Genomic DNA, 12,552 nt, shown 5'->3' with positions numbered 1-12,552 from the left:
ATGCAAATCAAGACACCTGATATCGGCGTAGATCAAGCGAATGTTGCAGAAATTCTGGTCAAAGTAGGCGACCATATTGAAGTAGATGACAGCATTGTCGTGTTGGAATCCGATAAAGCAACGGTTGAAGTGCCTGCCACTTCAGCCGGAGTAGTTAAAAGTATCCTGGTCAATCAGGGCGATGACGTGACTGAAGGCACAGCATTGATTGAACTTGAAGCAGAAGGTACATCTGGTGGCGTTACTGAAGCTCAAGAAGCCGATGCAGCACAGAAAACTTCAGAAAATACTCCAACTGAATTACCTGACCGGGAAATTCAGCAGGAAATTTCATCCCATCAGCCAAACTCTCCGACCCAGGCTGCTCAACCGTCTGAATCTGGCTCATCTTCAGCTGCTACGGTTGAAGTTAAGTTGCCTGATATTGGGGTAGAGAAAGCACTGGTGGGTGAGCTGCTGGTTCAGGTAGGTGATGATATTCAGGTTGACCAGAGTATTGCAGTAGTTGAGTCAGACAAAGCCACCGTAGAAGTACCAAGTACTGTAGCAGGCAAAGTACAAAGTATTACCGTCAAAGAAGGTGATAGCGTTAAAGAAGGTGTGGTGCTGATTACTGTACGGACCGCTGAAGGTTCGGCCGAGCCTGTACCAGAGAAGCCTTCCGTCCAGTCTGCTACAGAAAAATTTGCATCTCAACGGCAGGCTGCTACATCAGTTGAAAATAGTAGTAGTGCTGAAAGTACAAAAATTGAAGTCACTGTACCGGACCTTGGGGTAGACAAAGCCACAGTCACTGAAATTTTAGTTAAAGTCGGTGACCGTGTAGAGGCTCAGCAAAGCTTGTGTGTGGTTGAGTCAGACAAGGCTTCAGTTGAGATTCCAAGTTCTGCTGCCGGCATCATTAAGGCGTTACATGTAGAGTTAAACCAGGTCGTTAAACAGGGACTATTACTGGCTGTAGTAGAGATAGAGAAATCATCTGAACCGGTTAAAACTAAACAGGCTGCAGCGGTTAAAGAGCAGGATGCTGCAACGCAACAGACTGTAGCTAAGCCGCAAAATGATACTGGTACTTTGTCAGCTCCACAGCAGGGCACTGATAAGTTAAGTAAAGAACAGCAACTTGAAAATGCCAAGGTTTATGCTGGGCCTGCAGTACGGAAGCTGGCTCGTGAACTGGGCGTAGTATTAGCACAAGTTAAGGCATCGGGTCCGCATGAACGTGTAATGAAGGAAGACGTTTTTGCATATGTCAAAACTCGTCTGACTGAAGTGCAAAAACCTGCAAGCTCAACTCCAGCACCTGTAGTTTCAGGTTTGCCAGCTTTGCCAGATTTTACTGCTTTTGGTGGTGGTGAACTGCAAACCATGACACGTTTGCAGCAGGTGTCTGTTCCACAGCTTTCACTCAACAATTATATTCCTCAGGTAACCCAGTTTGATCTGGCTGATATTACCGAACTTGAGGCATGGCGTGGTGAATTGAAAGCTAACTTTAAAAAAGAAGGCATCAGTCTGACTATCTTGGCCTTTATCGCCAAGGCGGTTGCTCACCTGTTAAAAGAAGAGCCTTATTTTGCAGGTCATCTGGCTGATGACCAGAAAGCAGTAATGCTGCGTCATGAAATTCATATGGGTATTGCAGTAGCTACGCCAGATGGGTTGACTGTACCGGTACTACGTAATCCTGATCAGAAATCTATCCGTCAGATTGCACAGGAGCTGGGGGAGCTGAGCCAGAAGGCGCGTGATAAAAAGCTGTCTCCAAAAGACCTGCAAGGTGCCAACTTTACCATTACCAGTCTGGGTTCAATCGGTGGTACGGCATTTACGCCGCTGGTTAACTGGCCACAAGTGGCAATTCTGGGAATTTCTCCGGCAACCATGCAACCAGTGTGGAATGGTGAGTCTTTTGATCCGCGCCTAATGTTGCCATTATCATTGTCTTATGATCATCGGGTGATCAATGGTGCTGATGCAGCACGTTTTACCAATAAGCTGACCAAACTGTTAAAGGATATTCGCAGTTTATTGCTGTAATCTCTTTATCTTGATAAAAGCCCTGCGATTGCGGGGCTTTTTATCAGCCCGATTAAAAAATATTAATGTATAAATCCGGGTTTAAAATAAAAGGGGTTTGAAAATTTGGCTGGCTCGTTTTACACTAGGCCTACTTCATTGGGGAGTAGCCGCTATTTACGTTCCAGTAAATAGGTGATGGTCAACATAATTGTTCAACAGAACATGGTCATCATAGCCAAAGAACCCGAGCTTTAATTCTTTTGTTGGCAAGACCTTTGATTTATCTTTCTGCTTGATTATGGCTGGCGGGAGAGATAAGTCATGGGACTACGCTAGCCAGAGAATAATCATGCCAGATTTTTTCACCTCCTTAATCTCTAATATGCCAAGTAGTATGGCGGCTTTTTCTGTATCAACAGCGATTGTTGCTTTGGCTGAAATGGGCGATAAAACTCAGCTTTTGGCCCTTTTGTTGGCTGCGCGTTTCCGTAAGCCTTTACCTATTATTTTGGCCATTCTCGCTGCTACGCTGATTAATCACGGGCTTTCCGCAGTATTAGGGCAATTTATTACCCGTATGGTTGACCCGACTGTAATGATGTGGATTCTGGCAGCAGGTTTTATTGGCATGGCAATCTGGATGCTGATTCCTGACGAGCTGGATGATGAAACTGAAAATATTAATAAATGGCAGCGCTACGGAGTATTTGGTGCCACATTTGTATTATTCTTCTTGGCAGAAATTGGTGATAAAACCCAGATCGCTACAGTTGCCTTGGCAGCTCGTTTTGACAGTATTTTCTGGGTAACAGCCGGCACCACGCTAGGTATGCTTCTGGCTAATGTACCTGCAGTGTTTATTGGCGATAAGCTGGCACACAAGCTGCCCATAGCTCTAATTCACAAGATTAGTGCCTTTATCTTCTTGGCGATTGGTATCTTTACTATTGTGCAGCATTACTTTTTCTAAGCCAACTTTATGACAGCCCGGCAGATACCGGTCGGGCTGTATTTTATATTTTGAGCCTGCTTAAAAAACTGCCTGAGCAGTACAAACTAAATTTTTTATTTTATTGTAAGTTTTAATGAATCCCATTATTTTAATAAGGAATTAAAAATTTAACTTGTGAAGTCAATTTGGGGTAGGGGATGAGTTTAGATCGCACCACATCACAGGTGCTGTTTGATAACGGCACACATAAATGCATCAGTTTTACCAGTCTGGTTAAAGGTGAAGGTGTACAGGCCAATCAGTTTCTGATTATTGATCATGAGCGGGCGGCGGTTCTCGACCCTGGTGGCGACTTAACATATATTCCCCTGACCATGGAATTAAACCGTTACACCCGGCTGGCCAATCTTGATTATGTAATGGCTTCACACCAAGATCCGGATATTATTACTTCCATGCCACGCTGGCTGGTTTATACCGATGCCAAGGTGGTTGCATCAAAACTCTGGGCACGCTTCTTACCCCATCTGAACTCAGCCTTCATGAGTGACCGCATGAAAGGTAACTGGCTGGACCGTCTGGTTGAGCTCCCAGATCAGGGGCAGAGTATTGCGCTGGGACATGCTGCGATACTGGCTATTCCGGCTCACTTTTTACATTCAGTGGGTAATTTTCAGTTCTACGATCCGGTTTCTAAAATTTTATTTTCAGGTGATATGGGCGCTTCTATGGTAGAGAATGCCAGTCAGCCACTTGAAGACTTTGAAGCTCATATTCCTAAAATGAAAGCTTTTCACCAGCGCTATATGTGTGCAAATAAGGTTATCCGTTTATGGGTGAATATGGTTCGTAAAATGGATATTGAAATGATTGTGCCACAGCATGGCAGTGCATTTATTGGCAAAGAAAAAGTGAAACAGTTTCTGGACTGGATTGAGACACTCCAGTGTGGCGTTGATCTGATGGATGAGCGTATTTTTCACTGCCCGGCTTAAAATATTAAAAAATACTTGAGTAGAAAAACAACATTTTCTAAGATTCTGCTATTGGAAATAGCCAATATCTAGACTAACGAGAATATAAGAAAATGTTGTCTCAAGTAACTTATGAAAATGCCTGTTTAAGCTGTGGTGCCTGCTGTGCCTATTACCGGGTATCATTTTATTGGGCAGAAGGCGAACAGATTCCTGAACATCTGGTAGAGCCAATTACGCCAGTTTACTCATGCATGAGAGGGACTAACCAGACCCAGCCACGTTGTCAGGCACTAGAAGGAACGCCAGGAGAACAGGTTAGCTGTAGTATTTACAGTATGCGAAGTTCAAGCTGCCAGGAAGTTCAGGCTGGTGACAGTCAGTGTAATAAAGCGCGAAGCGCGCATGGGATGATTCCGCTGATTAATATTGAACCTCAGGTAATCAATGATGAAAGCTACGATCAGGTTAGCTAAGCATAAATAAAAATAAAACGAGTAGATAGATAAAACTATGGGCAAAAATGCTTCTGCGAAGATACTGATTTCTCTAGTCTGAAATCGCTGAAATAAAAATTCTCTGGGAGAAAAATGAAATTTGAGGAGAAATTTGTTTATAATAGCTCACGGAAATTACCAGTGAGACTGTTATGCTGACCATCGTTCAAGAAGCGTTAACCTTCGATGATGTCTTGTTACTCCCTGCCTACTCTACTGTTCTCCCAAAAGATGTCTCCTTAAAGACACGTTTGACCCGCGGTATTCAACTTAATATTCCTCTTGTTTCAGCAGCTATGGATACTGTAACCGAGTCACGTATGGCAATTGCCATGGCTCAGAACGGTGGTATCGGTATTCTGCATAAGAATATGGATATTGCACTTCAGGCTGCAGAAGTCCGCCGTGTCAAAAAATTTGAAGCCGGTATGGTTAAAGACCCGATTACAGTTACCCCTGAAACCACTGTACGTGAACTGATTGCGATTACGCAAGCCAATAATATCAGTGGTGTACCTGTGGTTAAAGATGGCCAGGTGGTCGGCATTGTTACTGGCCGTGATACCCGTTTTGAAACTAATCTTGAACAGCCTGTCAGTAATATTATGACACCACAAGAGCGCTTGGTGACTGTGCGGGAAGGCGAGTCTAAAGAAAATATTCAGGCCTTACTACAACAGCACCGTATTGAAAAAGTACTGGTCGTGGACGAGCAGCATGCGCTTAAGGGACTGATTACGGTAACGGATTTCCGTAAAGCTGAACTTTATCCAAATAGCTGTAAAGATGACCTTGGCCGATTGCGTGTTGGTGCAGCAGTAGGAACTGGTGCCGAAACACCAAGCCGTGTTGAAGCCTTGGTTGAGGCAGGTGTAGATGTCATTGTGGTCGATACTGCTCATGGTCACTCAGCCGGTGTAATTGAACGCGTCCGCTGGGTCAAGAATAACTACCCGCAGGTTCAAGTCATTGGTGGAAATATTGCCACAGGTGATGCTGCGCTGGCGTTACTTGATGCCGGTGCAGATGCAGTTAAAGTAGGTATTGGACCAGGTTCAATTTGTACCACCCGTATTGTTGCCGGTATTGGTATGCCGCAGATCTCTGCAATTGACAGTGTGGCCAGTGCACTTAAAGAACAGATTCCACTGATTGCAGATGGTGGTATCCGTTTCTCGGGTGACATGGCCAAAGCAATTGGTGCAGGTGCCAGTACGATTATGGTCGGTTCATTGCTAGCAGGAACTGAAGAAGCGCCAGGTGAGGTTGAATTCTTTCAGGGACGTTACTATAAGGCCTATCGTGGTATGGGTTCATTAGGAGCAATGGCTGGAGCGACCGGGTCCGCAGACCGTTACTTCCAGGACTCTAAAGCGGGTGCCGAGAAATTGGTTCCAGAAGGTATAGAAGGCCGTGTACCATATAAAGGCCCGATGGGTAATATTGTGCACCAGATGATGGGTGGTTTACGTTCATCTATGGGTTATACCGGATCTGTGACAATTGATGATCTTCGCCAAAATGCTAAATTTGTAAAAATTACGGCAGCAGGTATGTCTGAGTCTCATGTACATGATGTCACGATTACTAAAGAAGCACCTAACTACCGTGTGGGTTAAATCATGATTGGGCTATTTTTGACCTGATCCTTATAGAAAAAGCCGTCAGTTTTATGACGGCTTTTTTGTTTTGGTGTAAAGTAAATCCAATTTGCAACAGCTTGGTTAAATAACCATAAACTATAAGAAGTGAGTAAAATATGAGCTATTTTGGAACCGATGGTATCCGTGGTAAATTCGGTGAACTCCCAATCACCCCTGAATTTGCCTTAAAACTTGGTTTCGCTGCAGGTAAGGTACTCAAAAGAATCAATCCTTCTGATAAAACATTAGTTGTACTAGGTAAAGATACCCGTTTGTCCGGGTATATTTTAGAGTCAGCCTTACAGGCTGGTCTTAACGCTGCTGGCGTTTATGTACATTTACTTGGGCCTTTACCAACTCCCGCAATTGCCCATTTGACACGAGCTTTACATGCCCATGCCGGGATCGTCATTTCTGCTTCGCATAATCCTTATTTTGATAATGGTATTAAATTCTTTTCCAGTCAGGGTAAAAAATTGCCAGACGAGCTTCAAGAAGCAATTAATGCGGAACTGGAAAAAGAAATTCGTATTGAGGATACGGCTAATCTGGGTAAGAGTGTCCGGGTAAAAGATGCAGCTGGCCGTTATATTGAATTCTGTAAATCCACCTTTCCTTACCATCATGATCTCCGTGGCCTGAAAATTGTAGTAGATTGTGCCAATGGAGCAGCCTATAACGTAGGTCCTGCTGTTTTTCGCGAATTAGGGGCAAAAGTTATTGCTCTATATAATGAACCAGACGGCCTAAACATTAACGAGCAATGTGGTTCAACTCATCCGGAAAACTTGCAAAAAGCAGTAATACAGTCACATGCCGACCTCGGTATTGCATTTGATGGCGATGCTGATCGCGTCGTTATGGTAGATAAAGCCGGTAACCTGATTGATGGTGACCATATTCTGTATATTCTTGCGACACAAACCAGCCAGAAACCTGCGGGTATTGCCGGTACCCTGATGAGTAACCTGTCACTGGAACTGGCATTAAAAAAAGCCGGTGTCGATTTTGTTCGGGCCAAAGTCGGTGATCGCTATGTATTGCAGGCACTGGAAGAGAATGGCTGGATGATTGGCGGTGAACCTTCTGGACATATTCTTACCTTGGATAAGAGTACAACAGGAGACGCTATTATTGCTGCACTTCAGGTATTAACTGTTATGGTTGAGCAGGGTAAGGCTCTGGATAAACTGATTGCAGACTTTGAGCTTTTTCCACAAGAGCTTATTAATATTCGTTTAGAAAAAATGATTGATCCTTATTCGATTCCTGCACTGGTTGCTGAATTTGAAAAAGCTGAAGCACAGCTTGAAGGAAGAGGACGGCTTTTAATAAGAAAATCAGGTACTGAACCAGTCATCCGTGTCATGGTAGAGGGTGAAAATGAGCAGGAAGTAAAAGCACTGGCTCAACATCTGGCCAATGCCGTAAAAAATCAGGCAGATGTACTTGTGGAGAGCTAAAGCATGAGTGATGTGATTAAAGATTTAAGTGAGTTACGCCTGACTTATCAGAAAGATGAGCTGCATGAAGCAGAAGTAGATACCCAGCCACATGAGCAGTTCTTGAGCTGGTTTAATTATGCTCTTCAAGCAGGATTGCATGAACCTTATGCCATGTCCTTAGCTACCGCAAATGCTCAGGGGCGACCACATGTGCGTACCGTGTTGCTGCGCGGCGCCACTGAAACAGGTTATGACTTCTATACCAATTATGACAGTCAAAAAGGCTTGGATCTGGCAGTTAATCCTTATGCCGAGCTGCTATTTTACTGGCCTGTATTGGAACGGCAGATCCGTGTCCATGGGCGGGTTGAGAAAATTTCAGAACAGGAGTCAACGGAGTATTATCATAAGCGGCCACATGACAGTCAGGTTGCTGCCCATATCAGTCAGCCACAGAGTGGCGTAATTTCTAGCCGTGAAGAATTACAGCAGCGCTTTCAGACTCTACAACAGCAAGTAGAGAACCAGCCTCTTGAAAAACCTGTATTCTGGGGAGGCTATCGTCTACACCCTGAATATTATGAATTCTGGCAGGGACGGCCTAACCGTTTACACGACCGCCTCAGTTATGAAAGAATCGATGGTCATTGGAAATTACAACGATTAATGCCATAGATGCCGAATATTCAAGTTAAGCAACGCCCTTTACTGACACGTGTAGAAAGTTTTCAACACGTGTCACCCTTTCTTGCCCATATTCTGGCCAGACGTGGAGTCGCTTCTGAACAAGAACTTGAACTCAGATTAAAATATCTGCTTTCTCCTTGCCTTAAAGGACTGGAACAGGCAGTTGAGATTATAAATCAGGCCATTGACCAGCAGAAAAAAATTGTTATTGTCGGAGATTATGATGCAGATGGTGCAACCAGCACTGCTCTGATGATTCTTGCTTTAAGAGATATGGGCGCAGATGTAGCCTATCTGGTTCCTGACCGGTTTAAATATGGTTATGGACTTACGCCTGCAATTGCGGATCTGGCTTTTACCCGTTTTACTCCCGACCTGTTGATTACTGTAGATAATGGTATTTCTAGTCATGAAGGGGTAAAACAGGCGCAAGACCATGGTATGCAGGTTATTATTACAGATCACCATCTGACTACCAAAGAAACGCCAGCCGCTGAGGCAGTAGTTAATCCGAACCAACTGGGCTGTAATTTTCCGAGTAAAGCCTTGGCTGGAGTAGGCGTTGCCTTTTATGTACTTGCCAATCTGTGCAGTTTTCGCAAAAGGGCAGACAAATCTGTCAGCAATATAACCCAATATCTGGACCTGGTTGCCTTAGGTACCTACGCCGACGTTGCGAGCCTTGATTACAATAACCGTATTCTGGTCGATGCTGGTTTGAAACGCATACACCAACAGCAGTGCCGTCCAGGAATTCTGGCATTACTTGATATTGCCGGACGCGAACCGGCAGCTCTTAAAGCACAAGATTTAGGTTTCGTACTTGGGCCGCGTATTAATGCAGCAGGCCGTATGGAAACTATGGAAATCGGAATTGAGTGTCTGTTAGCCCCTGATCTGGAAAATGCTTATCCTCTGGCCCGGCAACTTAATCAGCTAAATATTGAACGCCGTCAGATTGAAGCACAGATGAAGCAGGAAGCCTTGCGCTATCTGGAGCAACTACAGTTATCAAAAGAGAATATACCTCCCGCGCTGATTATGTTTGAAGAACACTGGCATCAGGGCGTGATTGGAATTGTCGCTGGACGCTTAAAAGAGCAGTTTCACCGGCCAAGCATTGTATTCGCAGCAGATGAAGACGGTATTCATATCAAGGGATCGGCCCGTTCGGTTGAGGGAATTCATATTCGTGATTGTATTGAGCAGATCGCTGAACAGTATCCCTATCTGGTACGTTATTTTGGCGGTCACGCTGCCGCTGCCGGACTCACGATCCGTAAAGAGCATTTTTTAGAATTTAAACAGGTTTTTACCCAGCTAATTGCAGAAATGGATGAAACGCTGCTCTCTGCTACACTTTGGACAGATGGGGAGCTGCCTGCAGAAGCGTTGGTTCTTGACACAGTGGATCTGATTGAAAAGTTAGGACCATGGGGACAAAAATTTCCGTCACCTGTGTTTGAAGGAACTTTTAAGGTTGTAGACTTCAGATGGCTTAAAGAGACTCATCTCAAATTACGTCTGGCATTAAATAACGGTCAGGTAGTAGATGCAATTGCCTTTAACGCAAAAGACAGATTTGAGTATGATCCGGAAAATGATCAAGTCGATCTGGTCTATGAACTGGAACGTAACGAGTTCAATGGTAATACAGGCCTGCAATTACGTATTATCCATCTTAAACAGAAAATTTTATAATAGGCCGCTTGAACCAGTTTAAGTATAGTAGATCGAATTGATAGGTACTGACTGTAATAGATATATTGCTTTATGACTTGTAAAATATAATAAAAAACCCATCCGGAGATGGGTTTTTTATTAGTCTAAATATTACTTCAGATTAGAAGCGGTATTTTGCAGCTACACCAAAGCTATTGTAGTCATTATTACCTTCTTCACCGAAGCCAACACGGCCTTCCAGACTTACTTGCTGGTTAATGAATTTACGTGCATTTACGCCAAACTCATTAGTATCTGTTAAATCATTATTGTAATAGTCGGCACCGATACTGAAAGTTTTGTCAATGAAGTAATCTGCTGCCAGATTGTATTCATCAAGGTCACCGAATGCTGCACCCGCTTCAAGGTTGATATCTTTACCATTGCTAAGAGTTGTAACATATTTTGCACGAAGTGTTGGGTCTACACCGTCGTCATTGTCATTGTCATAACCTTTTAGACCGGCTGCAATTAAGAGACCTGGAGCTGGTAAGTAACCTACTTCTGCACCATAGTAAGTTGTATCATTATCAATAGTACCAAATGGTGTATCACGCTCACTGTCGTGACGGCTAACATTACCACTTAGGTAAAAGTCTGAGTTAGGTACAAAGTATTCTGCACCGATACCATAACGAGTACTATCTACATCACCACGGTCAGCATAGTTAATAGCTGCGCTTACATTGCTGGCACGGTCAAGGAAAGCAGCTTCTGCAAGCGGTGCATTACGTGTTTGAACCGGATTAAAATAATAAGTACCGTTTACACCAAAAGCACTACCTGAATCGCCATTGTCGGGGTCTACATAACTTGCAGATGCACCTACTTCGGCTTGATAAGCATTGGCTGTGCCCGTTACTGCTAGAGCTGATAAAAGCGCTGACGCAATTGCTAGTTTTTTCATGGTTATTCACCCCTCTTAAAATCTTGTTAGCTAAGTTGCATACATAATGTTTTGTTACAACTTCAGTTTATGTGTTTTTAAATTCGGGTCAATCACAGGAAAGTAACGAGAATGTTGTTCGCGTAATAATATGTAATTTTTTTGATATAAGTATTTGATATATAATATTAAAACTTAAATGTTTAGTTTTATTAAAAGCATGGAGATTTTGTGAATAGTACAGGTGTTTGATTATAGATTATTCAATTTTGATTACAACTTATTTAAATGTGAGCAAGATTTACTCATTTTTATCTTTTTATTTTCAAGTTGAATTTACATATTTTGTTAGCTTTGAAATATGATGTTGATCTGTTGCATACATTCGGACAACTTGTAATTCACTCTCATTTATTTCATTTTCAATATAAATTTTTAATTTTAATAAACTCATAAATGATCCCTGCCCAATATCAATTTTCAAATTTTTTATCACGCTACTGTTATTTGAAATGATCTCAACGAGACAGATGCTCTATGCTACAATTTAAGGATTAAAAGGTTTTTTTGAGAGTAAATCACGTGGAAATTAATCCGTATCTAAACCAGTTGAAAGATTTAAGTGAACGTAGTCAGACTCTACGGGGGTATCTTTGACTACGATCTTAAAAAAGAACGGTTAGAAGAAGTTTTACGTGAGTTAGAAGATCCGAGTATCTGGAATGACCAGAGTCGTGCTCAGGCGATGGCTAAGGAAAAAGGTGAGCTTGAAAATGTTATTAATGTGCTGGAAGGTTTAAGTACCCAGCTGGAAGATGCACAGGCAATGCTAGACCTTGCAGTCGAAGCGGATGATGAAAGCCTGCTTGCGGATGTACAGGCTGAACTGAGCTCTGCGGAAGAAGCATTGGCAAAACTTGAGTTCCGCCGCATGTTCAGTAACCCCATGGATCCAAATCCCTGCTATGTCGAAATTCAGGCTGGTTCGGGCGGTACAGAGGCACAAGATTGGGCCTCTATGTTACTGCGGATGTATATGCGCTGGATTGAACGTCATGGCTTTAAAGCTGAGTTGATGGAAGAGTCTGATGGTGATGTCGCGGGAATCAAATCAGCCACTATCCGGGTAGAAGGCGAGTATGCATATGGCTGGCTACGGACAGAATCCGGTGTACACCGTTTAGTACGTAAGTCGCCATTCGACTCGGGTAACCGTCGTCATACGTCATTTTCTGCTGTATTTGTTTCACCTGAAGTAGATGATAATATCGAAATCGATATCAATCCATCTGATGTACGTACAGATACTTACCGTGCATCAGGTGCGGGTGGACAGCATATTAATAAAACTGACTCTGCAGTACGTTTGACCCATATGCCAACAGGTATCGTGGTTGCATGCCAGAATCAGCGATCACAGCATGCCAACCGTGATCATGCCTGGAAACAGCTACGTGCCAAGCTTTATGAACTTGAAATGAGTAAGCGTAATGAAGCTGCACAAGCTTTGGAAGATTCCAAGTCGGATATTGGCTGGGGTAGCCAGATTCGCTCTTACGTACTTGATGACTCACGGATTAAAGATTTGCGTACTGGCGTTGAGAATTCAAATACCGGAGCAGTACTTGATGGCGATCTGGACAAGTTTATTGAAGCAAGTCTGAAACAAGGGCTTTAATTTTAATTATAGCTCATATAAAAACAGGAGCTGGTCTCCTGTTTTT

The 12,552-nt window shown here is 43.3% G+C and carries 10 protein-coding genes and 1 riboswitch; of the genes, 9 read left to right on the top strand and 1 reads right to left on the bottom strand.

The window, feature by feature from the left end:
- The 8 genes from N518_RS0104270 to recJ all read left to right on the top strand — a co-directional run bounded on the left by N518_RS0104270 (nucleotide 1) and on the right by recJ (nucleotide 9,921).
- Nucleotides 1-2,040, top strand: a complete 2,040-nt coding sequence (locus N518_RS0104270; protein ID WP_026444013.1) for a 2-oxo acid dehydrogenase subunit E2 — start codon at nucleotides 1-3, stop codon at nucleotides 2,038-2,040.
- Between the two features lie 128 nt (nucleotides 2,041-2,168).
- Nucleotides 2,169-2,326, top strand: a riboswitch (yybP-ykoY riboswitch).
- 90 nt (nucleotides 2,327-2,416) lie between these two features.
- Complete coding sequence (locus N518_RS0104265) at nucleotides 2,417-2,992, top strand: TMEM165/GDT1 family protein (RefSeq protein ID WP_005405191.1); 576 nt, start codon at nucleotides 2,417-2,419, stop codon at nucleotides 2,990-2,992.
- Nucleotides 2,993-3,171: 179 nt separating this feature from the next.
- The gene (locus N518_RS0104260; protein ID WP_005405190.1) at nucleotides 3,172-3,969 is read left to right on the top strand and encodes an MBL fold metallo-hydrolase; all 798 of its coding nucleotides are present in this window, start codon (nucleotides 3,172-3,174) and stop codon (nucleotides 3,967-3,969) included.
- Between the two features lie 92 nt (nucleotides 3,970-4,061).
- On the top strand, nucleotides 4,062-4,424 hold the full coding sequence (locus N518_RS0104255) for a YkgJ family cysteine cluster protein (RefSeq protein ID WP_005405189.1): 363 nt from the start codon (nucleotides 4,062-4,064) through the stop codon (nucleotides 4,422-4,424).
- A gap of 173 nt (nucleotides 4,425-4,597) precedes the next feature.
- Entirely contained in the window at nucleotides 4,598-6,064 is a 1,467-nt protein-coding gene (gene guaB / locus N518_RS0104250) for an IMP dehydrogenase (protein ID WP_026444012.1), read from the top strand.
- 140 nt (nucleotides 6,065-6,204) lie between these two features.
- A complete protein-coding gene (gene glmM, locus N518_RS0104245; RefSeq protein ID WP_026444011.1) occupies nucleotides 6,205-7,551 on the top strand; it encodes a phosphoglucosamine mutase in 1,347 nt (448 codons plus the stop codon).
- Nucleotides 7,552-7,554: 3 nt separating this feature from the next.
- Nucleotides 7,555-8,208, top strand: coding sequence for a pyridoxamine 5'-phosphate oxidase (gene pdxH, locus N518_RS0104240; RefSeq protein WP_005024060.1), 654 nt, complete (start codon nucleotides 7,555-7,557; stop codon nucleotides 8,206-8,208).
- Entirely contained in the window at nucleotides 8,209-9,921 is a 1,713-nt protein-coding gene (gene recJ / locus N518_RS0104235) for a single-stranded-DNA-specific exonuclease RecJ (protein WP_005024062.1), read from the top strand.
- A 142-nt stretch (nucleotides 9,922-10,063) separates the two neighbouring features.
- On the opposite strand, the gene N518_RS0104230 is transcribed toward recJ, so the two are convergent.
- Nucleotides 10,064-10,849: a putative porin gene (locus N518_RS0104230; RefSeq protein ID WP_005024063.1), complete on the bottom strand. Its 786-nt coding sequence runs from the start codon at nucleotides 10,847-10,849 to the stop codon at nucleotides 10,064-10,066.
- Nucleotides 10,850-11,410: 561 nt separating this feature from the next.
- Here N518_RS0104230 and prfB point away from each other — a divergent pair.
- Nucleotides 11,411-12,506, top strand: a protein-coding gene (gene prfB / locus N518_RS0104220; RefSeq protein ID WP_100067877.1) for a peptide chain release factor 2 whose coding sequence is annotated in 2 segments (ribosomal slippage) — nucleotides 11,411-11,482 and nucleotides 11,484-12,506 — 1,095 coding nt in all. Because the reading frame shifts where the segments join, the coding sequence is not laid out codon by codon here.
- The last annotated feature ends 46 nt before the right edge of the window (nucleotides 12,507-12,552 follow it).

The sequence above is a fragment of the Acinetobacter sp. UNC436CL71CviS28 genome, from assembly GCF_000620525.1.
Classification (GTDB): Bacteria; Pseudomonadota; Gammaproteobacteria; order Pseudomonadales; family Moraxellaceae; genus Acinetobacter; species Acinetobacter radioresistens.
Note: the sequence above shows the minus strand (reverse complement) of the source record. Positions and strands in the feature narration are given on the sequence as shown.

Coding starts and splice junctions, on each gene's coding strand:
- N518_RS0104265 (WP_005405191.1), top strand. CDS start 2,417: ATGGCGGCTTTTTCTGTATCAACAGCGATTGTTGCTTTGGCTGAAATG.
- N518_RS0104230 (WP_005024063.1), bottom strand. CDS start 10,849: ATGAAAAAACTAGCAATTGCGTCAGCGCTTTTATCAGCTCTAGCAGTA.
- N518_RS0104255 (WP_005405189.1), top strand. CDS start 4,062: ATGTTGTCTCAAGTAACTTATGAAAATGCCTGTTTAAGCTGTGGTGCC.
- glmM (WP_026444011.1), top strand. CDS start 6,205: ATGAGCTATTTTGGAACCGATGGTATCCGTGGTAAATTCGGTGAACTC.
- N518_RS0104270 (WP_026444013.1), top strand. CDS start 1: ATGCAAATCAAGACACCTGATATCGGCGTAGATCAAGCGAATGTTGCA.
- recJ (WP_005024062.1), top strand. CDS start 8,209: ATGCCGAATATTCAAGTTAAGCAACGCCCTTTACTGACACGTGTAGAA.
- guaB (WP_026444012.1), top strand. CDS start 4,598: ATGCTGACCATCGTTCAAGAAGCGTTAACCTTCGATGATGTCTTGTTA.
- pdxH (WP_005024060.1), top strand. CDS start 7,555: ATGAGTGATGTGATTAAAGATTTAAGTGAGTTACGCCTGACTTATCAG.
- N518_RS0104260 (WP_005405190.1), top strand. CDS start 3,172: ATGAGTTTAGATCGCACCACATCACAGGTGCTGTTTGATAACGGCACA.